This window comes from Hymenobacter elongatus (genome assembly GCF_004745955.1).
In the GTDB taxonomy this organism is placed as follows: Bacteria; Bacteroidota; Bacteroidia; order Cytophagales; family Hymenobacteraceae; genus Hymenobacter; species Hymenobacter elongatus.
In genome coordinates this window covers 29,313-49,166 of the sequence record NZ_SRLD01000006.1, presented here as the reverse complement: position 1 = coordinate 49,166, position 19,854 = coordinate 29,313, and the positions used below count along the sequence as shown (strand labels likewise).

Below are 19,854 nucleotides of genomic sequence, written 5' to 3'. Positions count from 1 at the left end.
TGCCACGGAGGGCAGTACTTTGGTAAGTTATTATCTTTTACTGTCTGAAACAGAACAAGTTTCGCCAATACAGACCAATTTATACTTTATAGATTTTACGTCACATTCTTTTTGCCCAACCGGTGCCCTTTATAGCCACGAATGGCAATAGGAATCCAGCCCAGAATGGGAATAAAAAAACAGATGGTAAACGGATTGCGCCAGATCATGCGGAGCCAGCTGCCGGGGCTGGTAAGCTTCAGGTCGATGTCGCGCTTGCCTTTGGTGGTGTATTGGTGCTCAAACTCATTGAACGCCGCTGGCCAGGCGAAAGGCAGGAAAAAGGGAAAAGAGCGCCAGTCCTGGCGCATGCGCTGCCAGATTTCGGCCCAGCGGTAGGGCTGCTGGCCGTAGCGCTGCACGGCAGCATCCATCTCGACCTGCATCTTCTGCCGCACCTGGTCGGAAAGGGCCGCGTATTCTTCCCGGCTCAGCTCGTCGTGGGCCTTCTCGGTCAGCTCGTAGGGTTTGATGCGGGTGCCCAGCACGAAAGTGAGCTTGGCGGGAAAAGCCATGTAGAAAAACCACGGCTGCAAGAGCACCATGAGCACGATGGGGCCCACGGGAATAAAGGGAATACCGATTTTCTTACTCAGATTATTGAGCCAGTCCCAGCTGTAGGCGTACGGGTTGAGGTATTCGCCGTTGATGGTGTAAAACGGGATGATATCGGTGCGGTGCTGAATTCCGAGCCGGATCATGCTGGTGGCCAGCCGCTGGAGCTGGTACTTGCGGTTGAACCCCTTGCCGATGCCCGGCACCCCCTCGGGGTACAGCATCAGGTTGTGGTCGTTGTAGTACATCATCGTCTCGAAGTTCAGCGTGGTGGCATCCACGCAGCCGCAACGCTTCCAGAAGTTGCGCACCAGAAACGGATTCATCAGGGCCGACTGCGAGAGCATGGGGGCCGATAGCGGCCGGGGCAAGTCACGCAAGCTGGGCAGCTTGCGCCACAGGTGCGAGAGGGCCACCATAGCATCCCAGGGAAAAGCCATGCCGGAGTGGTTGGAGGCAAAAATGAGGGGCTTGTCGGGATTGTTGCGCACCGGATAATCGTCGAACCCCACCAGCTCGGAGCGAAACCACACCCGGTCGAGGAGCTGCAGAATGTTCTTATCCAGCTGCCAAACGAATTCTTCGTCGAAGTAGTCGGAGTAGATATGCTGGTTGGCCCGGATTTCGGGCGGCGGGGTGGGCAGCGCGGGCGAAGGGGCCGTGGGCATCAGGCAGAATCGGGCGAGAAGATGGGTAGCCTGGGTAGGCCGGGCTTCTAATGTAGGAAAATATACCGTCGATTGGCCCGAAATGGCTTTCCGCCGGCCTATACTTTCCAGCAAGCTACACGGCAGCCATGCACAGCCAAGCCCAAACCGACGGGCCACACACTGGAAAACAGCTTAAATCTCACGCTTGAGCTGTACCTGGGTGGTAGCCAGCTCGCCATCGGCGTGGCGCACAATGAGCAGAATCTTGCGGCCGTCGGCAGAGTGCAGCAGCCGGCTGATCTGGGTGAGGGAGAAAGCGCTGGCCGGCAGCAGATTTATGGATAAAATCTCGTCGTTGGTCTGCAGCCCGGCTTTGGCCGCCGGGGAGCCCGGCACTACGTGCGCAATAACGTAGCGCCGGTAGTCGGGGCCGCCCGCAATCAGGTCCATGCCGCACATGTCGTGCTCGAAGGGCTCCCGGTACAGAAAATTCGGGCGCAGCATCAGGTAATTATTCGTGTAGTTGATAACGACATCGAAGCGCTTGAGCAGCTCGAAGCCGATGTTTCCGTTGCGCGGCACGTCGGCCCGCATGGCGACGTCGGCAGAATCGGGGAAGGAAGTGAGCAGCGAATTTATCTGGTAGCGCCCCAGCTTCATGCCACTGACGCGCCCCAGATAGCCGTTTATGAAGCCGTTGAGACCTTTGCCCAACTGGGAGCGAAGCCGCTTGGGTGGCAGCCGCAGCTGGCGGCTGGAGGTGGTTTCGAGCGACAGCGCATGGCCAGCCCCGGTATCGAGAATAAGCTTGAGCGGCAGCTGGAGCGAATCCGTAATCTGCACCTGGGTGGTGAGGTAGGGCTTATTGCCTTCCAGATCGAGGGGCAGCGCCGTCCAGCGCCGGCCGCGCGGCTTGCGGTAGTGGGCTGGGTCGTGAAAAAGTAACAGGCTTTCCGACGGGCGTATTTCTACTACGAAGCTGCGAAAAACATCGGAACCCAGAATGCCATGAATAGGCATACCGACGTAGCCGGAAAGGTTTAGGATATCCTCCGAAAGCGCCAGAAACAGCATCGAGGTAGTTTCGACGCCCGGCAGCCCCACCCGCACGCTGTCCGTCTCGAAGGCTTCCAACGGGGCCTCGTTGCCAACACCGGCCACCCGGAAGCTGCGCCCCACGCGCAGCTTGAGCGTAGTGCGCAGCGAAGGATCGGTGATGATGGAAGTGCCGACGCCGGTATCGAGCAGAAAGTTATACGGTCCCTGCCCATTCAGCTGGGCATTGATGACAATCAGGTTGCGCTCCAGCTCGAAGCGAAATTTCACTTTATGGGCCCGGGGCTTTATGAAATGAAAGGCAGCGGCGGATTGGGCGGCAACGTCCGGGGCCAGGCTCACCCAAGTCAGGCAAAGGAATAGAATCACCCATCGCAGCCCACGAAGGCAACGACCGATGAATGTATACACTCCTGAGCGGGACATAAGACAGCGGTGACGGTCTGGTAATATAGCAAAAAAACCCCGGGCTATCCAGCCTTCAGGTATGGTTATTCCAAGTCGCCCCAGCCACTGCCGCTATCGTAGTGCAACTGCCCGTGCCGGATAGCCAGCGGAGAGGCAATATTGTTGGTGTAGAGCTGGCCCGTACCCAGCCCCTGCGGAAAATTGGGCGATGCGAACCGCGCCGCAAATTGGCTCACGGCATTCAAGCCCACGTTCGATTCGAGAGCGGAAGTCAGCCACCAGTCGATGTGGCGGGCGCGGGCGGCCTGAATCCAGCGTTGGGCAGCGGCCAGCCCGCCCACCAGCGTCGGCTTCAGGATGATGTATGCCGGTTGGATACAGGCCAGCATGGCTTCCTGCTGGCTGAGCTCGGTCACGCCGATCAACTCTTCATCCAGGGCTATTGGAATGGGAGACTCCCGGCACAGGGCCGCCATCTGGTCCCATTGTCCGGCCCGAATCGGCTGCTCGATGGAATGCAGGTGAAAGCGGGCAAGCTGCGTAAGCTTCCCTAAAGCTTCCGCAGGATGGAATGCGCCGTTCGCATCTACGCGCAGCGTGAGCCGGTCGGGCCCGGCCACGGCCCGGATTTCGGCCAGCAGCCGCAGCTCGGTGGCAAAGTCGATGCCCCCGATTTTGAGTTTCAGACAGGAATAGCCCTCGGCCAGCTTTTTCTGAATCTGGTCCCGCATGAAGGCAGCATCGCCCATCCATACCAGGCCATTGATGGGAATGCCCGCTGCGCCGCGACTGAAAGGAGTGTCGTAGAGCAGGCGCCGGCCACCCTGTTCCCAGTCGAGGGAGGCCGTTTCGAGGGCAAAGCGTAGGGCGGGCTGCCCGGCGGGCACCAGCGCGGGCGCATCATCTGGGGCTAGGGTGAGTAGCTGGTGGCGGTTAAACTCCTGGCAAAAATCGGCGACGCGGGTTTCCGTAGCGGGTCCGTAATCGGGACTCAGATCGGCCAGGGGTGCGGCTTCGCCCAGCCCCTGCCGGCCGGGGTGCTCCGTATCGGTCAGGTGCAGGTAGTAGACGTGGTGCTCGGTGAGGGCTCCACGGGAGGTGCGGGCAGGGAAGCTAAAGCGCAATACACGCTTGGAATAGGAAAGACGCAGCATGCGGCGGAAGAAACAGGTGGGCGGGCAAATAACAAAGGAATCGGCCGGCTGGCCACGCAACTCCGGAATTTGCTATAAACGACAAGCCCCCGTGCAGGGCACGGGGGCTTGTCGGGGTGGTGGCGGCTAGGAGCGGCCGCTACTGCACAGGAAACTATCGGGTGGCGCCGCCCTGGGTGCTCCGTACGCGGCTTGCTTGGCCCCCCTTACGGCCCGCCTCACGCGCCTCCTCTGAAGTAAAACGATGACCACGGCCACTTTCATGGGAAGCTTTACCGCCTTCACTGGCAATGCGGCGCTGTTCGGTGGGGTCCATGGCAGCGAAGCCGCGCGGGCTCTTGCCAGCAGGCGTGGCTTTACCATTGGTGCTACGGGCTGGCTGGCGGCCGGCTTCGGTCTGGCGGGTAGCGCCGGCTCGGGTTGTGTTGTTGGTAAGCATGGTTTAGTAGCGTTTGGCAGTAGAAAGGAAAAGCGTGGAATTGCGTCTCTCTTAACGGAAGCATGCGCGCAAGGATGAGCTAACGGATGGTTAATTCGGGAGCTAACCTTCAAAATACCAACTACTACTGATGAGTTACTGCGTACTTAAAATACCGGGGCGCGATAAGTACTCATCTTCGAAATCTCAGCCGCTACTTCAGCGTCGTTTGGGCGCAGGATCGTATAGGGTTCGGGTTTGCCTGATTAGGCTCAAACCCCGTGTCGCTTTTCCGGTTACCTTTCGACGCCCTCCTCCCGTTCCATATGGCTCCTTCCTCTCTTCTTGCGCCTGCGGTTGCCGCGCCCCTGACCACCACGCTACTGGCGCGCTACCGCGCCGTGCGCCAGCAAACGGAAGCCCTGTGCCGCCCGCTGCTGCCCGAAGACACCGTCGTTCAGCCCATGATTGATGTGAGCCCGCCCAAATGGCATCTGGCGCACACCACGTGGTTTTTTGAGACCTTTCTGCTGGCCGCGCACCAGCCGAACTACCAGGTTTTTCATCCGGATTACGCTTTCCTGTTCAACTCCTACTATAACTCGCTGGGCAGCCGCGTCAATCGGGCCGACCGGGGCACGTTGTCGCGCCCCGCCCTGGACGAGGTATATGCCTACCGCGCCTACGTGGATGCCCAAATGGAGGAGTTGCTCCGCACTCAGTTCGGGGCGGAACAGACGCCACCGGAGTCGTTTGCGATGCTGCTGGAGCTGGGCCTGCAGCACGAGCAACAGCACCAGGAGTTGCTCGCAACTGATATCAAGTATATTCTCAGCACGAGCCCATTGGCCCCGGCTTACCTGCCGGCTTCTTCCGACGCCCCGGCGACGACGACATCCCTGCTGCCGGCCACCTGGCTGCCGGTGCAGGGCGGGGTATACCGCATTGGCTACGAGGGCTCAGATTTTTGCTTCGATAATGAGCAGAACCCGCACGACGTGTATGTGGCCGACTTCGCCCTGCAAAACCGGTTGGTTACGAATGCCGAGTACCTGGAATTTATGGAAGCCGGCGGCTACCGCGACTTTCGCTACTGGCTGGGCGAAGGCTGGGAGCTGGTGCAGGAGCAGCACTGGCAGGCTCCACTTTATTGGGTGCGGCAGGATACGGGCTGGTTCCGCTTCACCCACCACGGCCTGCGGCCCCTCGAACCTGCCGCACCCGTCACGCACGTTAGCTTTTATGAGGCCGATGCCTACGCCCACTGGGCCGGGGCACGCTTGCCCACCGAGCAGGAATGGGAAATTGCGGCCCGGCAGTTTCAGCCCGAAGCAGCAGCCGGCACCTTTCTGGAAAGCCGCAGCTTCGACCCGCAGCCGCTGCCCGCCGATGCGGCTCCCGACCAGTGCCACCAGCTGCTCGGCGATGCCTGGGAGTGGACCTACTCAGCCTATCATCCGTACCCGGGCTACGCGCGGGCAGCCGGGGCGCTGGGCGAATACAACGGTAAGTTTATGCTCAACCAGCTCGTCTTGCGCGGTGGCTCGTGCGCCACGCCCGAAAGCCACATCCGACTAACCTACCGCAACTTCTTCCACCCCGATAAGCGCTGGCAGTTCACGGGCATCCGGCTGGCCCGCTAAGCCGCTCCGGTTCGCATCGTTCCTTTCTTTCTCACCGTTTTGCTCTCATGTCTGCTCCCACTCTCCCAGCGGTTTCCGCTGATCTGGCCCGGCACGTAGCCCAAGGGCTGCGTCACTCGCCCAAAACGTTGTCGTCGATGTACTTCTACGACGATATCGGCAGCCAGCTTTTTCAGCAGATTATGGCGCTGCCGGAATATTACCCAACGCGCACGGAGTTCGATCTGCTCACCCTCCACCAAGTCGCCATTGCCCGGGCGCTACGGCCGGCCATGGCCGATGAGCCGTTTTTTCTGCTGGAGCTGGGCGCGGGCGACGGGCTGAAAACCAAGATCCTGCTGCGGCATCTGCTCGACACCGGTGCCAACTTCACGTATGTGCCCGTCGATATTTCGGCCGCCGCCCTGGAAGGTCTGGAAGCCAGCCTGCGCCAGGAGCTGCCGGCGCTGCGGGTGGAGCCCCAGGTGACGGACTATGCCACGGCTCTAACGCTGATGGCCGCCCGCCCGGGCCGCAAAGCGGTTCTTTTTCTGGGCTCCAATATCGGCAACTTCCTGCCCGCTGACCGGCGAGAATTTCTGAGTAAGCTCGCCCAGCCGCTTACGGCCAACGACCGGCTGCTCATTGGCTTCGACCTGCAAAAAGACCCGCGCCAGATTCGGGCGGCCTACGACGATACCCAGGGCGTGACGGCAGCTTTCAACCTGAACCTGCTCACGCGCCTGAACCGGGAGCTGGGGGCCGATTTCGACCTGAATTACTGGCAGCACTACACCGATTATGATCCGCTTAGCGGGGCAGTGCGCTCCTTTCTGGTCAGTACCCGCCAGCAGGAAGTGCAGATTGAGGCCTTGCAGCGGACGTACGCCTTCGAGGCCTGGGAAGTCATTCATACCGAAAACTCCTACAAATTCACTCCGCACCTCGTGCAGGAGCTGGCCGACGAGGCAGCGCTGAGCGTGCAGCATTTCTTCACCGACGCGCAGCAGTATTTTGCCGATGTCGTGCTGGCCCCACGCGTTTAACGGTTTCCTTAGAGCGTGTTTGGGAATTGATAAAAACCACGTTTGCGTCATGCTGAACTCAGTCGAAGCATCTCTACCGCTTTGGCCATAAGCTGCTAACTGCGCGGTAGAGATGCTTCGACTCCGCTCAGCATGACAATTTCCAAACACGCTCTTGCCCTTTTCAGGTTTCCTGCCCGAATCTCCGCGTATGCTCTCGTTTCCGGATAGTATCAGCCTGGCTTCGGGCTACGGCAGCTTTTTGCCACCTGCTGTAGTTGTGGGGCAAGTAGCTACGGCGCTGCAAGCGGGAGCCGCCGCCGCCAGTTCCATCGAGGGTTTGCCGGAGTTGCGCGCCGCCATTGCCCGGCGCTACCAGCGGCAAGGAGCCCGTGTGGAGCCCGGGCAGGTGGTGGTTACGCCCGGCGCGAAGCCGGCGCTGTTTGCCTTGTTCAACTCCTTGCTGCAACCCGGCGACGAGGTGCTGCTGCTCACGCCCAATTGGTTCGGGTTTCGGGGCCTGGTGGAAAAAGCCGGGGGCATCCTGCGCAGCCTACCGCTCGACCCGGCTGATGACTATGCTTTCCACGCGGAAAAACTTGAGGCCGCTCTCACGCCGCGCACCCGGATTCTGGTGTTCAGCAACCCGAACAACCCCACTGGCCGCGTCTACAGCCGCCCGGAGCTGGAAAGCCTGCTGAGCATCACGCGCCAGCACCCCGATCTGGTGGTGCTGGCCGATGAGATATATGACGGCATTCACTTTGGCCCCGGGCGAATGACGTCCCTGCTGGAATTTGATGACTCCCAGCATCAGCACGTAGTAGTCAATGGCTTTTCCAAGTCGCTGGCGCTGATTGGCTGGAGCGTGGGGTACCTGGTAGCGCCGACAGCCATAGCCCGCCACTGCTCGGCCTGGCTATTCACTACCGCCACCGCCGTGGCCGCGTTGTCGCAGGTGGCAGCGCTGGCTGCTACCGAAAACGCCGAGGCTATCAGCCGGGAACTATGCGCTGGCTTGATATCGAATCGGGAGATGCTGCGGGCGGGCCTGGCAGCTATACCGCAGGTGCAAAATCACTTCCCGGCGGGCACGTATTACGCCTTCCCCGATTTTCGCGCTTTCCTCAATTCCGAGCTGGAGCCGACTACGGGTTCTGCCGAGTTGGCGGCGCGGCTGCGCGGCGCAGGCGTGGAAGTGGTAGATGGTGCCAGCTGCGGCGCGCCGGGATTTTACCGCCTGTCCTATGCCGTACCCGAACCCCTGCTGCGGGAGGCGCTGCGCCGCCTCACCGTGACGCTGGCGGCTGGGTAGCGGAGCGGCTTTTTCTGGTTTTTGGCGGCGTGGCGGGGTTGTCCTCGTACCTTTGCGCCTCGTTTTGCTCCTTCCGCCATGCCACTTGCCCTGATTCGCCCGCACATCAAACCTACACTGCTCCTCGCCTACCCCGTGGTGCTGAGCCAGCTAGGCCACATCATGGTGAGTGTGTGCGACAGTGTGATGGTGGGCCAGACCGGCAAGCTGCCGCTGGCGGCCGTGTCGCTGGGCGTCAGCGTCAGCACGGTGGTCATGATTTTCGGCATGGGGCTTTCCTTCGCCATCACGCCGCTGGTAGCGGCTGCCAATGGCCGGCGCGATATTCCGGCCCTGGGCAATCTGCTGACCGGCGGCGTGTGGCTCAGCACCGTGGCGGGCATCGTGCTGGCCGCCGTAGGCTTTCTGGTGGCTCCTTTTCTGGGCTACCTGGATCAGCCCAGTGTGGTAGTGGCGCTGGCCGCGCCCTGGGTGCGGGTCATGTTTATTTCCCTGCTGCCGCTCATGGTTTTCCAGGGCTTCAAGCAATTCGCCGAAGGCCTGGGCCTCACCCGGCAAGCCATGATTTTGTCGCTACTGGCCAACGTGGTGAATGCCTTGCTGTGCTACGCCCTGATTTTTGGTCATTTTGGCGCTCCTGCCATGGGCATGATGGGCGCAGCCTGGGCCACGCTGATAGCCCGCGTGCTGATGGCCGTATTGATGGCGACGTACGTGCTGCGCGCCAAACGCCTGCAGCCCTACCGGGCCGCCGCTACCCACTGGCTCCGGCCCGATGGCCCCACGCTGCGCCGCCTGGTGGCCCTGGGTTCACCTATTGGGGTGCAGATGATGTTTGAAATGGGCGCTTTCAGCTTCTCCGCCATCATGATTGGCTGGCTGGGGGCCACGGCGCTGGCTGCCCACCAGATTGCCATCAACGTGGCTTCCGTCACCTACATGGCAGCCAGTGGCATTGCCGCCGCCGCCACTATCCGGGTTGGTAATTTCCGGGGACTCGGCGACGCCACGGGAGCCCGGCAGGCGGGCTTCACGGCTTACCTTATTACGTTCCTGTTTATGAGCGCTATGGCGCTGCTGCTCATTGCGGGCCGCCACCTGGTGCCGCACTTTTACAACCACGACCCCGAGGTAGTGGCGCAGGCTTCGCTGCTGCTGCTCATTGCCGCCCTGTTCCAGATTTCCGACGGGCTGCAGGTGGTGGGCCTGGGGGCGCTACGCGGCCTGGAAGACGTGAAAATTCCGTCTATCGTGGCGCTCTTGGCCTATTGGGCGGTGGCGCTGCCCTTTGGCTACTGGCTCGGCTTCCGCATGCACATGGGAGCCACCGGCGTCTGGATTGGCCTGCTGACTGGTCTGACTCTGGTAGCCGGCATGCTGCTCTGGCGCTTTCGCCACCATAGCGCGGCGCTGGCCGCACCGGCAAACGCGGCCTTGGCGCACCGCTAGCCTACCTCAGCGAAGCCAGAGAATTTGTGTGGCACGGAATTGAATGGCAGTAAAAACAGTTGTCTTGCCAAGCCAAGTCGTATTTTCTGCTGATTGTACTTTCTCGTTGTAGCCAATGCCTCTTTTTTCATTTCTACTCTCCTTTTTACTTGTGCCGCAAGGTCCGCAGCAAGGCGTTGCCAAACCAGCCGCCAAGCCCGCCCCGGCTCTCATTACCTGGTCGGCGACGCGGCCACTCACCTGGGCCGACTTCCACAGCAAGCCAATGCCAGCCGAACAGCTGGCGGCGCTTACCTCGGCCACCATCGACGTGCAGGTGGGCTGCAAGGATTACGTGTTTTCTTCCGAAGTGAAAGCCGTGTTTATTCCCCACGAGTCGTGGGTGCGCGACAAGGTGAAGGCCTCGCCGGAGCTGCTGCGCCACGAGCAGCTTCATTTTGATATTACGGAGCTGCACGCCCGGATGCTGCGGCAAAAAATCAGCTTCCTCAAGCTGGACTGCGAGCATCTGAATCCGGCTTTCAACAACCTCAGCAACGCGGCTTTTTCCGCCTGGAAACGGGAAGAATTCAACTACGACCGGGAAACCAACCACGGCCTCAGCCCTACTAAACAGGCTTTTTGGGAAGCACAAGTAAAACAGCGCCTGGCGCTGCTGGATAAGTTTGCCTCGCTGCCTTAGCCGGGGGTTGGGTTGTTGATTTGCTAGGTTTGCCTTCTTTGTCCTGCTTGATCTGTCGTCCGCTTACCAAGACAGGACAGAATGGACTTTTTGTCAACTCCGAACCCGCCCGTAGCCGGCGCGGGGCTAAGTTGCGCTTATGAATACTCCCGCTACTATTTCCTGGGCCGACTTTGAGCGTGTCGACCTACGGGTGGGCACCATTGTGGAGGCCCGCGAGTTTCCGCAGGCCCGCAAGCCCGCCTACCAGCTCCTGATAGATCTGGGGCCGGAGCTGGGCTCCAAACGCTCCAGCGCCCAGATTACGCACCACTACTCCCCCGCCGACCTGGTGGGCCGGCAAGTGCTGTGCGTGGTTAACTTTCCGGTGAGGCAGATTGGGCCGTTTCGGTCGGAGGTGCTGGTAACCGGGGCCCCCGATGCCGAGGGCCACATTGTGCTGGCCGCGCTAACCGGGGCGGTGCCCAACGGTAGCCGGCTGGCCTAAGCCCAAGCTAGGGTTTGGGCATGGTTTGCATCCGTACTTTGCGCATCGAGAGACTGTCGAGCACGATGCCGTACATCTCGTCCAGGTCCTTGTTGTGCACGGCGTAGTAGCGGTAGCTCTGCCAGAAGGCCGAATCCGAGATTTCGAAGCGCCAGAACATATCTTTCTGGAGCTGATTGAACAGAGCCTGCGCGGAATCGGGGCGAAGCTTGGTGCCTTCCACCCGGCTCTCATTCAGGTGTACTTCAACCAGCATCCGAATCATTTTGTCTTTGGGCACCAGCGTAGACGGCGGCACGGCTTCTTCGGGCCGCTGACAGCCGGTCAGCAACACGCTCAGAATCAGGGCCAGGCAGGGAAGAAGCTTTTTCACGGCTGCAAAGTTAGGAGGAACCCGTAGTTTAGAGGAAATGAATTCACCGGCCGCTACTCCTTTTCAACAACTGGTACGCAGACTTCGGCAAATGGAAATCCGGATTCTGAAGGCTGCTGATGCGCAGCTGCAGGGCGATTTTCATTCCGTTTTCAAAGGCACCGGCCTCGAATTCGACGACGTGCGCCTCTACCAGTACGGCGACGAAGTGCGGGCCATCGACTGGGCCGTATCGAGCAAAGGCCACGGCACGTTCGTCAAAACCTACAAGGAGGAGCGGGAACAGTCGGTGGTGCTGCTGCTCGATGTGAGTGCCTCCCAGCAGGTGGGAGCCGAGGGCCGGCGCAAGCTGGACGTGGGCCGCGAAATATGTGGTATTCTGGCCCTGGCCGCCGCCCGGCAGGACGCGCAGCTCGGCATCCTGGCTTTCTCCGACCAGAAGGAAATGTACCTGGCCCCGGGCAAAGGCATCCGGCACGCCTACATGCTCATCAAGCGGCTGTTTGAGCTGGAGCCCCGCTCCCGGCACACGGCCGTGGGCAGCGGCATCAAGCAGGCGCTGGGCATCCTCAAGCGCCGCAGCATTATCCTGCTGATTTCCGACTTTATCGATACCAACTACGAGCGGGAACTGACGATGCTGGCCCGCAAGCACGACCTGATTGTGGTGCAGCTGCTCGACAAGCGGGAACAGGAATTCCCCCCCCTGGGCATTGTGCCGCTGCTCGACCAGGAAACGGGCCGCACGGTGTGGGTCAATACCTCGGCCGAGAGTTTCCGCAAGCGCTACCGGGCTACCTACGAGCAGAACCGGGAGCAAATCGGCCAGATCTGCCGCCGCCACCGCACCGAGTACCTGTCCGTTTCCACCGACGCCGACTTCGTGCCCCAGCTGGTACGGCTGTTTCGGCGGCGCAATCAGCGGGGCGGGCGGGCGTAGCATGCGGCACTTCCTGACGTATATCGGGCTGCTGGCCATGGTGCTGGGCAGCACTGTGTTCAGCGCCCGCGCGGCGGTGGCCCAGGAGCCCCGCAGCCGCTTCATGCGGCCCACCACCCGCGTCGGCGACAGTATCGACTACGAGCTGAGCTACGTGCACGCGCCCGGCCTGGAGGTTATCTTTCCCGACTCTACGGCCGAGTTCAAACCGTTTGAGTACGTGGGCAAAACCTATTATCCTACCCGCACCCGCCGTGGCCAGAGCCTCGACCGTACCATCTATCACCTGCGCACGTTTGCCCTCGACTCGGTGCAGCGCCTGAGTCTGCCCGTTACCATCCTGCGCGGCAACGATACGGTGACGGTGCCCAGCACGGCAGCCTCGCTACGGCTGCGGCGCACGGCACCGGCCCTGAGCGGCGCCGTGCCAGTGCTGCGCCAGAACACGGTGCTGCTGCCGGTGCCGGCGCGGTTCAACTATCCGTACTGGCTGGCGGGCACGGGGCTGCTGGCGCTGGCGCTGGGCGGCATCTTCATCAGCTTTCGGCGGACGCTACGGCGGCGCTACCAGCTCTATAAGCTGCGAAAGAACCACGTGTACTTTCTGGCGCAGTATGCCCGGCACATCGAGCGGTTCGCGCTGTCGAGGTCTCTCACCAATATGGAGCGGGCCATTACGCTCTGGAAGAACTACCTCACCGGCCTCGAAGACAATACCATTAATAGCCTGACGACCAAGGAAATAGTGGCGCATTACGAAAACGACCAGGACATCAATACCGCGCTGCGCATCGCCGACCAGGTTATCTATGGCAATCAGTTTAATGAGGAAGAAGCCGAAACGGACCTTGCTTTCGAATTGCTGCGCACCTTTGCCGAACGGCGCTACGACTTGGTTTCGGTGCGCTCACGGGCGTAGATTGCTCGCTTCTCTCCTCACTCCCTCCCCATGAATCAGCTCTGGCAACGCTTCCTGGCTCCGCTGTTGGATGGGTTGCGCTATGCCACGCTCACGAGCTACACGTGGCAGCAGCCGCGCTTATTGCTGCTGATTCTGCTCATTCCGGGGCTGTTTCTGGTGCGTTGGCTGCTGGTGCACCGCCGCCGGCCGCGCCTGGGGGTGGCCTTCGTAGCGGGCGAGCTGCGCCGCGACTGGAGCGCGGGGTTGCGCTTTCTGCCCGATATCGTGCTCGGGCTGAGCCTGGCGTTTGGCGTCGTAGCTCTGGCCCGCCCGCAGCGCACCGACGAGCGAGTAGTGCAAACCGGCCAGGGCATCGATATTCTGGTGCTGCTCGATGTCTCGTCGTCGATGGAGCTGGAAGACCTGAAGCCCAACCGCCTGGAGGCCGCCAAGCGCGTGGCCCGCGAGTTCATCGATGGCCGCACCGGCGACCGGATCGGCTTGGTCGTGTTTGCCGGTGATGCGTATTCCCTGGCTCCGCTCACCACCGACTACGAGCTGCTGCGCGAAAGCCTGCAAAGCCTGAAGCTGGGCATGATTGCCAACGATGGCACGGCCATTGGCAACGCGCTGGGCGTGGCCACCAACCGCCTGCGCGACTCCCGCAGCCGCACCAAGGTTTGTATTCTTATTTCGGATGGCGAGAATACCGCCGGCAGCCTCGATCCACTGACGGCGGCCCAGCTGGCCCACGCTTTTGGCGTCAAGATTTATACCATCGGGCTGGGCAAGGATGGCTACGTGCCCTACGGGCGCGACGCGGCCGGCCGGCCCCGCTTCGTCGAAACCCAGCTCGACGAAACCACCATGCGGCATCTGGCCCAGGCCGGCGAAGGGCAGTTCTTTCGGGCCACCGACAACGGAGCGTTGCGCAAAGTGCTCCAACGCATTGATCAATACGAAAAGTCAGAAATCAAGCAGACGCGCTACCGCAACACCAAAGACTATTACCGCATTTATCTGTTGTGGTGCGTGGGCCTGTGGCTGCTGTGGCTGGCCCTGAAAAACACGTTTCTCACTAATTCCCTGGAAGACTAACTTTCCGGTATCATTCCCAAGAGCTTACGCCGGGCCGCAAGCAGGCTCAGGCACGGCTTTACTCCTCCATAAATGCCCATTACCGACAACCTCCACTACTTCGAAAGCCAGCTGCAAGGCACCCCTGCCCGGCTGGTAGCCGTAACCAAAACGCACCCCTTAGCGCTGTTGCAGGAAGCCTACGATGCCGGCGCACGCCTGTTTGGCGAGAACAAGGTGCAGGAAATGGTGGCCAAGCAGCCCGAGCTGCCCGCCGATGTAGAGTGGCACCTCATCGGCCACCTGCAAACGAACAAGGTGAAATACATTGCTCCGTTCGTGCACACCATCCAGAGCGTCGACAGCCTGAAGCTGCTCCAGGAAATCGAGAAGCAGGCCGCCAAACATGACCGGGTGGTGCACTGCCTCTTGCAGTTCCACATTGCCACCGAGGAAACCAAATTCGGCCTTTCGCTGCCCGAAGCGGAGGAAATACTACAGTCGGAGGCCTACCGCGCCATGCGCCACATACAGATTGCGGGCGTGATGGGCGTGGGCACCAACACCGACGACGAGCCGCAGCTACGCCGGGAGTTTGGGGAGTTGCGGGGCTATTTCACGCATCTGCAAACGCACTACTTTGCCCAGCAGCCTACATTCCGCGAAATATCGATGGGCATGAGTGCCGACTACGCGGTGGCTATTGAGGAAGGCAGCACGCTGATTCGGGTGGGCAGCGCTATTTTTGGGGCCCGCAATTACCAAGTAAGCTAATGCCTGACCGCCGCCATTGTGCGGCATACCACGAAGCTGTTTAGAAAGTCGCTCGAAACAAGTAGCACGTCATGCTGAGCGAAGTTGAAGCATCTCTACCGCTTCGTTGAACGGCGCGGTAGAGATGCTTCGACAAGCGGCCGCCAGATCAAGCATGACCGAAAAACGACTTTTTAAACCGCTTTTTTACTAACAAAGCGGCTGTATGTTCGCCACTCGCCTGTTTTTTTCACTTGTTTTTCTACTATGACTGCTCGTCTCATCCTACAACTAGCTGCTTTGCTGGGAGCTTCCGGCGTGGCTATCGGTGCCTTCGGGGCGCACGGCCTGCGCAAGATGCTGGAGGCTTCCGGCCGCTTCGAAACCTTCGAAACCGCCGTGCGCTATCAGTTTTATCATACGCTGGCGCTGCTGGCCGTCGGCATTCTGCTGGCCCTGCGCCCCGACCTCAAAACGCTGAGCACCACGGCCTGGCTTTGGCTGGGCGGCATCCTGATTTTCAGTGGCTCCCTCTACACGCTCTGCTTCACGGGCATCACCAAGCTGGGTGCCGTAGCTCCCCTGGGCGGCTTACTACTAATTGCGGGCTGGATTAGCCTGCTGCTGGCCGCCCGGCAGGCATAGTCGCCGGTAAAACGGACGCGGTCCGTCATTACCCAGGTAATTTCTTCCCCACAAAAAAAGGGCGTTCCGCAGCTGCGGAACGCCCTTTTTTACTGTTTCAGCTCGTTAGCAAATTACGATTTGCGCTTCGCTTTCATTTTGCTGTCGCCCATCTTCATCTTCTGCTTGGCGTCCTTTTCATCCATCACGCCGTTTGTCTTCGACTCGGTCGGCGTGGTGGGAGCGGCACTGGCGGAGGCAGCGTCTTTTACTTCGCCTACCAACGACACCATAGCATTGCCAGCGGCTGAGTTCGACTCCACAGTCAGCACTTTGTTCTGCATGCCCATCTTACCGGCGCTGTTGAACTTGGCCGAGATGCTGCCGGTTTTGCCGGGCATAATAGGGTCTTTGGTCCAGTCGGGAGTGGTGCAGCCGCAGCTCACGCCGATGTTGGAAATCACCAGGGGCTGGGTGCCTACGTTCTTGAATTTGAAGGTGTGGTCGACCACGTCGCCTTGCTTGATGGCCCCGAAGTCGTACTTCAGCTCATCAAACTGAATCTGGGGGCCAGCTACTTTCTCCTGCGCGTTGGCGGGCTTCACGGCGGATGACTGTGCCTGCGCGGCTACGCCCGCCAGCGAAAACGACAAAGCCAGAATGAGTGCCTTTTTCATGAGGTAGTTTCGTTAGTAAGGTGAGGTAAACAAATTTAGGGGTTTTGCGGTGCCAGCCAACTATCCTGCCAGTTTTCATACCTCCGAAACCGTCCATTCAACAGAGAACCTGCTGCTGCCGAATGAGGTTCCGGAGAAGGTCGCAACCCGCGCTACTGGATAGCCTTTCAACTCCTTTGGAAAAGGGAATTGCCGAGCCTGCCAGGAGTGAGCTTTCCCAGAAAAACGGGTTAAGAAGAGGAGCTAGACTGAACATTACAGAACGCTAATCATGCTTATAATCACCGTCTTGTGCGGCTTAGTATTCCTTTTCCACCGGAGCATCGCCGACGAGCTTCTGGTTGAAGTTGAGCAGAAAAAGCTGGTCGGAAGCCCGGGTGACGGCCGTATAGAGCCAGCGCGCAAACTCGCTGTTCACCATTTCGTCCTTCAGAAAGCCGTGGTCGACGAACACGGCCTGCCACTGGCCGCCCTGCGCTTTGTGGCAGGTCAGGGCGTAGGCAAACTTCACCTGTAGCGCATTCAGGTAGGGGTCTTTGCGCAGCGCAGCGCTTTTCTCCTTCTTGGTGGTGAGGTGAGCATAATCGGCCGCAATCGTCTGGTACAGCTCGTTGCTGCGGTCGGCGGGCAGCGCCGGACTTTCGGTGTGCAGCGTATCGAGCATCAACTTCACCTCCTGCTCTTCCTCGGCGGGGTAGTCCACGAATCGTACGCGGGCATCGGCGAAGCGGAAGCCGAACTCATCCTGCCGCCGCACGATTTTGGTGACCTGTACAAAATCACCGTTGGCCAGAAAGCCCATTTCCGAGTCCTTGGGCAGCCAGAAATAGTTGTTACGCACCACCATCAGGTAGTCACCGGCCTCAATTTCCTCTTCGGCATCGAACAACGTGCGCCGAATCATCTGGTTGTAGAGGTTGGCGTTTTTGTTGGAGCGGCAGATAATAGTCGTGTTTTCGTGCCCGAATTTCTTGTAGGCCCAGCGCAAGCCGTCTTCGAGCTTGTCGCCGCCGATGCGGAAAATATCGGGGTAGCCTTTGGTGAAAAACTGGATGTGGGGCGCGTCCTGGCGCAGCTCCTCGCGCAGGGCCGTGGCATTCATCAGAATACCCGATTCCTCGGCCTGGCGCATTACCTGGCGCAGCTCCACCCCATCGACTTTGGCATGAAAGCGGTGCGCGAGCAGCTCGGGGTCGAGGGCGGGGCTGAGCAGCTGGCCCACGGGCGGCAGCTGGGCCGTGTCGCCGATAACGAGCAGCTTATTGGACGGCTTTTCAAAGACGTAGCCCATCAGATCATCGAGCAGGCCGTTTTCCCCGAACGACTTCTCGTCGGAAATCATCGAGGCCTCGTCCACGATGTAAAGCGTGTCGGTGGTGCGGTTGGGCTGGCGCTGAAACGAGAGGCTCTGCGAGGGCGTGCCCGACGTCTGCCGGTAAATCTTCTTGTGAATGGTGCTGGCGGCCACCCCCGAGTAGGCACTCATCACCTTGGCCGCGCGGCCGGTGGGGGCCATCAGCGTGTATTTGCGCTGCATGCGGTGCAGCCACTGCACCAAGGCACTGACCACGGTGGTTTTGCCCGTGCCGGCGTAGCCGCGCAGCACAAACACCTTGCGGCCCGGCAAATCGTCTTTCAGAAACTCGTCCAGCTTGTGAAATAGCGTAGCCTGGTCCTGGGTGGGGTCAAAAGCAAAATAGTCGCGAACGGACGGGGTTCTGATGGAAAGCATTTTTAGTTACTGATCTGCTTCAAATTCTTCTTTCAACTTCAGCGGTTCAGATACTAGCACCACTGATTTTAGCTTATTATCTTCAACAAGCTTAGCCGCATACCTATCCTACGAAGCACAGTTTATACAGGCGTTTTCGGCTATTTCCTCAACTCGTACCTGGCAGGCTCCCATCCTGTATTCTCCTACTGCGCCTCCACCACGGCCATCGTAGCCGACGCCTTAGCTACCAGCACCTCGTCGCACCACACCTCAGCCTCGCAGAAGTGCAGGCGGCGGCCCGGCTTCAGTACCCAGCCCACGGCTCGCAGCGTTGCTCCCACTCCCGGCCGCAGATACGTCGTTTTCAGCTCCGCCGTCACGACGGCCAAACCGTCGGGCACCAGCGTAACGGCCGCAAAGCCCGCCGCCAGGTCGGCCATGGTAGCCACCAAACCGCCGTGCGCAAAGCCCATATTCTGGTGGTGCTGCTGCTCCAGCTTTAGCTCGGCTACCACGCGGCCGGGCTCAATGGTGGTCAGGTCGGCGCCGATGAGGTGCATGAAATGCTGGCGCGCCAGCTTGCGGCGGATACGGACTTCCAGGGTTTCGACGTTCAGGTCAGGCTGTGCAGTACTACTCATGAGCCAAAGGTACGTACCCGGCGGGCGGCAGCCGCAATGCGCCGGCTTACGTATCTTCCGGCCACGGCCTGCTGCGGGCCGTCCAACTCATATGACAACACTAGACTATTTGGTGGCCGGGGGCCTGGGAATGGCCCTGGCAGCGTGCAGCGGCTTTCGGGTGTTCGTGCCGCTGCTGGCGGCTAACCTGGCCTATCTCACCGGTTTTATGGCTCCCTCCCCCGGCTTTGCGTGGCTGGGCACCTGGCCGGCTTTCGGCATTTTGGCCACGGCTACGCTGGCTGAAATGCTGGCCTACTACGTGCCCGTCATCGACAACCTGCTGGATACGATTACCACGCCCGCCTCGTTTATTGCCGGCACCCTGCTCATGACCTCTGCCCTGCCCGACCTCGACCCGGTGGTGCGCTGGGGCCTGGGCGTGCTGGTGGGCGGCGGCACGGCCGGCATGGTGCAGTCGGGCACGGCACTGCTGCGGGCGGGCTCCACGGCTACCACGGCGGGCTTGGGCAATCCGCTGCTGGCCACGCTGGAAAACTTTCTGGCCATTGTCGGTTCTGCACTCGGCCTGTTTTTGCCGTTGCTCATGGCCGGGCTGGTGGTAGTGCTGCTGCTGTACCTGGGCGGCCGGTTCCGCCGGCTTTTTTTCCGGCGAGCCGCCCGTTCTACCAATCCGTAACTTTTAGTACCCATTCCTGATGATGCTACCTCCTTCTTCCCCGCCCGACGCCCTATCCGAGTCGTTGCTACAAGCCTACACCGGCCAAGTACGGGTGCGGGCCTGCGGCCTGCTGATTCGGCAGGGAGCGATGCTGCTGACGGCCCACCGGGGAATGCTGGCCGGCGACGCGCCTTTCTGGTCGCCGCCGGGCGGGGGCTGGCAGTTCGGCGAAACCATTCGGGAGTGCCTGCGCCGCGAATATCAGGAAGAAACCGGCTTGGAGGTTACTGTAGGCCGCTTTCTGCACCTGCACGAGTTCAAGAGCGACTCGCTGCAAGCCCTGGAGCTGTTCTTTGAGGTGAAGCCAGTAGATGAAATGGCCATTCCCCGTCTCGGCTCCGACCCCGAACACACGCCCGAAACCCAGCTCCTGACCGAATTGGCTTTTCTCACGCCCCGGCAGCTGGGCGCATTGCTGCCGACTCAGGTGCATCCCATTTTGCGCCACGTCATCAGCCCCGACGACGTATTCATTCCCTACATCATGTTCCAATAATTCCCCGCCGAACTCCGGTTCAGCCCTTCAGCAGTTTACGGGGCTTTCGTACCTTTAACAGCCTGATCAGCGTTTTC

21 protein-coding genes are annotated in these 19,854 nt (G+C 60.4%); 13 read left to right on the top strand and 8 right to left on the bottom strand.

Going from position 1 to position 19,854, the window contains the following annotated elements:
• Positions 1 to 95: 95 nt before the first annotated feature.
• The 4 genes from E5J99_RS04705 to E5J99_RS04690 all read right to left on the bottom strand — a co-directional run bounded on the left by E5J99_RS04705 (position 96) and on the right by E5J99_RS04690 (position 4,301).
• Positions 96 to 1,262, bottom strand: coding sequence for a lysophospholipid acyltransferase family protein (locus E5J99_RS04705; protein WP_135496567.1), 1,167 nt, complete (start codon positions 1,260 to 1,262; stop codon positions 96 to 98).
• 174 nt (positions 1,263 to 1,436) lie between these two features.
• A complete protein-coding gene (locus E5J99_RS04700) occupies positions 1,437 to 2,570 on the bottom strand; it encodes an aspartyl protease family protein (protein WP_167851989.1) in 1,134 nt (377 codons plus the stop codon).
• Positions 2,571 to 2,791: 221 nt separating this feature from the next.
• Positions 2,792 to 3,862: an o-succinylbenzoate synthase gene (locus E5J99_RS04695; protein WP_135496565.1), complete on the bottom strand. Its 1,071-nt coding sequence runs from the start codon at positions 3,860 to 3,862 to the stop codon at positions 2,792 to 2,794.
• Positions 3,863 to 4,016: 154 nt separating this feature from the next.
• Entirely contained in the window at positions 4,017 to 4,301 is a 285-nt protein-coding gene (locus E5J99_RS04690; protein WP_135496564.1) for a KGG domain-containing protein, read from the bottom strand.
• Between the two features lie 305 nt (positions 4,302 to 4,606).
• Here E5J99_RS04690 and egtB point away from each other — a divergent pair, with 305 nt between their 5' ends.
• The 6 genes from egtB to E5J99_RS04660 all read left to right on the top strand — a co-directional run bounded on the left by egtB (position 4,607) and on the right by E5J99_RS04660 (position 10,860).
• A complete protein-coding gene (gene egtB, locus E5J99_RS04685; RefSeq protein ID WP_135496563.1) occupies positions 4,607 to 5,923 on the top strand; it encodes an ergothioneine biosynthesis protein EgtB in 1,317 nt (438 codons plus the stop codon).
• Between the two features lie 47 nt (positions 5,924 to 5,970).
• Positions 5,971 to 6,948, top strand: a complete 978-nt coding sequence (gene egtD / locus E5J99_RS04680) for an L-histidine N(alpha)-methyltransferase (RefSeq protein ID WP_135496562.1) — start codon at positions 5,971 to 5,973, stop codon at positions 6,946 to 6,948.
• A 190-nt stretch (positions 6,949 to 7,138) separates the two neighbouring features.
• Positions 7,139 to 8,242: a pyridoxal phosphate-dependent aminotransferase gene (locus tag E5J99_RS04675; RefSeq protein WP_135496561.1), complete on the top strand. Its 1,104-nt coding sequence runs from the start codon at positions 7,139 to 7,141 to the stop codon at positions 8,240 to 8,242.
• Between the two features lie 78 nt (positions 8,243 to 8,320).
• Positions 8,321 to 9,691 (top strand): MATE family efflux transporter, encoded by a 1,371-nt coding sequence (locus tag E5J99_RS04670; RefSeq protein ID WP_135496560.1) that lies wholly within the window; start codon positions 8,321 to 8,323, stop codon positions 9,689 to 9,691.
• 151 nt (positions 9,692 to 9,842) lie between these two features.
• On the top strand, positions 9,843 to 10,373 hold the full coding sequence (locus tag E5J99_RS04665; protein WP_167851988.1) for a DUF922 domain-containing protein: 531 nt from the start codon (positions 9,843 to 9,845) through the stop codon (positions 10,371 to 10,373).
• Positions 10,374 to 10,512: 139 nt separating this feature from the next.
• Positions 10,513 to 10,860, top strand: a complete 348-nt coding sequence (locus E5J99_RS04660) for a tRNA-binding protein (RefSeq protein ID WP_135496558.1) — start codon at positions 10,513 to 10,515, stop codon at positions 10,858 to 10,860.
• A 7-nt stretch (positions 10,861 to 10,867) separates the two neighbouring features.
• On the opposite strand, the gene E5J99_RS04655 is transcribed toward E5J99_RS04660, so the two are convergent.
• Complete coding sequence (locus E5J99_RS04655; protein WP_135496557.1) at positions 10,868 to 11,233, bottom strand: DUF4296 domain-containing protein; 366 nt, start codon at positions 11,231 to 11,233, stop codon at positions 10,868 to 10,870.
• A gap of 37 nt (positions 11,234 to 11,270) precedes the next feature.
• On the opposite strand from E5J99_RS04655, the gene E5J99_RS04650 reads away from it, so the two are divergent.
• The 5 genes from E5J99_RS04650 to E5J99_RS04630 all read left to right on the top strand — a co-directional run bounded on the left by E5J99_RS04650 (position 11,271) and on the right by E5J99_RS04630 (position 15,549).
• The gene (locus tag E5J99_RS04650; RefSeq protein ID WP_135496556.1) at positions 11,271 to 12,173 is read left to right on the top strand and encodes a DUF58 domain-containing protein; all 903 of its coding nucleotides are present in this window, start codon (positions 11,271 to 11,273) and stop codon (positions 12,171 to 12,173) included.
• Position 12,174: 1 nt separating this feature from the next.
• Positions 12,175 to 13,092: a hypothetical protein gene (locus tag E5J99_RS04645; RefSeq protein WP_135496555.1), complete on the top strand. Its 918-nt coding sequence runs from the start codon at positions 12,175 to 12,177 to the stop codon at positions 13,090 to 13,092.
• A gap of 30 nt (positions 13,093 to 13,122) precedes the next feature.
• Entirely contained in the window at positions 13,123 to 14,172 is a 1,050-nt protein-coding gene (locus tag E5J99_RS04640; RefSeq protein WP_167851987.1) for a vWA domain-containing protein, read from the top strand.
• Positions 14,173 to 14,244: 72 nt separating this feature from the next.
• Positions 14,245 to 14,925, top strand: coding sequence for a YggS family pyridoxal phosphate-dependent enzyme (locus tag E5J99_RS04635; protein WP_135496554.1), 681 nt, complete (start codon positions 14,245 to 14,247; stop codon positions 14,923 to 14,925).
• Between the two features lie 246 nt (positions 14,926 to 15,171).
• Entirely contained in the window at positions 15,172 to 15,549 is a 378-nt protein-coding gene (locus E5J99_RS04630) for a DUF423 domain-containing protein (RefSeq protein ID WP_135496553.1), read from the top strand.
• A 113-nt stretch (positions 15,550 to 15,662) separates the two neighbouring features.
• Here the strand turns inward: E5J99_RS04630 and E5J99_RS04625 are convergent, their stop codons facing one another.
• The 3 genes from E5J99_RS04625 to E5J99_RS04615 all read right to left on the bottom strand — a co-directional run bounded on the left by E5J99_RS04625 (position 15,663) and on the right by E5J99_RS04615 (position 18,560).
• Entirely contained in the window at positions 15,663 to 16,205 is a 543-nt protein-coding gene (locus tag E5J99_RS04625) for a DUF1573 domain-containing protein (RefSeq protein WP_135496552.1), read from the bottom strand.
• Between the two features lie 298 nt (positions 16,206 to 16,503).
• Complete coding sequence (locus E5J99_RS04620; protein ID WP_135496551.1) at positions 16,504 to 17,937, bottom strand: ATP-dependent DNA helicase; 1,434 nt, start codon at positions 17,935 to 17,937, stop codon at positions 16,504 to 16,506.
• Between the two features lie 185 nt (positions 17,938 to 18,122).
• Entirely contained in the window at positions 18,123 to 18,560 is a 438-nt protein-coding gene (locus E5J99_RS04615) for a PaaI family thioesterase (protein ID WP_135496550.1), read from the bottom strand.
• A gap of 91 nt (positions 18,561 to 18,651) precedes the next feature.
• Here E5J99_RS04615 and E5J99_RS04610 point away from each other — a divergent pair, with 91 nt between their 5' ends.
• Both E5J99_RS04610 and E5J99_RS04605 read left to right on the top strand, forming a co-directional pair.
• The gene (locus tag E5J99_RS04610; RefSeq protein ID WP_135496549.1) at positions 18,652 to 19,239 is read left to right on the top strand and encodes a DUF4126 domain-containing protein; all 588 of its coding nucleotides are present in this window, start codon (positions 18,652 to 18,654) and stop codon (positions 19,237 to 19,239) included.
• Between the two features lie 19 nt (positions 19,240 to 19,258).
• A complete protein-coding gene (locus E5J99_RS04605) occupies positions 19,259 to 19,777 on the top strand; it encodes an NUDIX domain-containing protein (protein ID WP_135496548.1) in 519 nt (172 codons plus the stop codon).
• Positions 19,778 to 19,854 lie beyond the last annotated feature (77 nt).

What these genes read in the sequence shown, in the direction of transcription:
- E5J99_RS04705 (WP_135496567.1), bottom strand. Translation starts at nt 1,262, where the DNA reads ATGCCCACGGCCCCTTCGCCCGCGCTGCCCACCCCGCCGCCCGAAATC.
- E5J99_RS04695 (WP_135496565.1), bottom strand. Translation starts at nt 3,862, where the DNA reads ATGCTGCGTCTTTCCTATTCCAAGCGTGTATTGCGCTTTAGCTTCCCT.
- E5J99_RS04690 (WP_135496564.1), bottom strand. Translation starts at nt 4,301, where the DNA reads ATGCTTACCAACAACACAACCCGAGCCGGCGCTACCCGCCAGACCGAA.
- egtB (WP_135496563.1), top strand. Translation starts at nt 4,607, where the DNA reads ATGGCTCCTTCCTCTCTTCTTGCGCCTGCGGTTGCCGCGCCCCTGACC.
- egtD (WP_135496562.1), top strand. Translation starts at nt 5,971, where the DNA reads ATGTCTGCTCCCACTCTCCCAGCGGTTTCCGCTGATCTGGCCCGGCAC.
- E5J99_RS04675 (WP_135496561.1), top strand. Translation starts at nt 7,139, where the DNA reads ATGCTCTCGTTTCCGGATAGTATCAGCCTGGCTTCGGGCTACGGCAGC.
- E5J99_RS04670 (WP_135496560.1), top strand. Translation starts at nt 8,321, where the DNA reads ATGCCACTTGCCCTGATTCGCCCGCACATCAAACCTACACTGCTCCTC.
- E5J99_RS04660 (WP_135496558.1), top strand. Translation starts at nt 10,513, where the DNA reads ATGAATACTCCCGCTACTATTTCCTGGGCCGACTTTGAGCGTGTCGAC.
- E5J99_RS04650 (WP_135496556.1), top strand. Translation starts at nt 11,271, where the DNA reads ATGAATTCACCGGCCGCTACTCCTTTTCAACAACTGGTACGCAGACTT.
- E5J99_RS04645 (WP_135496555.1), top strand. Translation starts at nt 12,175, where the DNA reads ATGCGGCACTTCCTGACGTATATCGGGCTGCTGGCCATGGTGCTGGGC.
- E5J99_RS04640 (WP_167851987.1), top strand. Translation starts at nt 13,123, where the DNA reads ATGAATCAGCTCTGGCAACGCTTCCTGGCTCCGCTGTTGGATGGGTTG.
- E5J99_RS04635 (WP_135496554.1), top strand. Translation starts at nt 14,245, where the DNA reads ATGCCCATTACCGACAACCTCCACTACTTCGAAAGCCAGCTGCAAGGC.
- E5J99_RS04630 (WP_135496553.1), top strand. Translation starts at nt 15,172, where the DNA reads ATGACTGCTCGTCTCATCCTACAACTAGCTGCTTTGCTGGGAGCTTCC.
- E5J99_RS04625 (WP_135496552.1), bottom strand. Translation starts at nt 16,205, where the DNA reads ATGAAAAAGGCACTCATTCTGGCTTTGTCGTTTTCGCTGGCGGGCGTA.
- E5J99_RS04620 (WP_135496551.1), bottom strand. Translation starts at nt 17,937, where the DNA reads ATGCTTTCCATCAGAACCCCGTCCGTTCGCGACTATTTTGCTTTTGAC.
- E5J99_RS04615 (WP_135496550.1), bottom strand. Translation starts at nt 18,560, where the DNA reads ATGAGTAGTACTGCACAGCCTGACCTGAACGTCGAAACCCTGGAAGTC.
- E5J99_RS04610 (WP_135496549.1), top strand. Translation starts at nt 18,652, where the DNA reads ATGACAACACTAGACTATTTGGTGGCCGGGGGCCTGGGAATGGCCCTG.
- E5J99_RS04605 (WP_135496548.1), top strand. Translation starts at nt 19,259, where the DNA reads ATGATGCTACCTCCTTCTTCCCCGCCCGACGCCCTATCCGAGTCGTTG.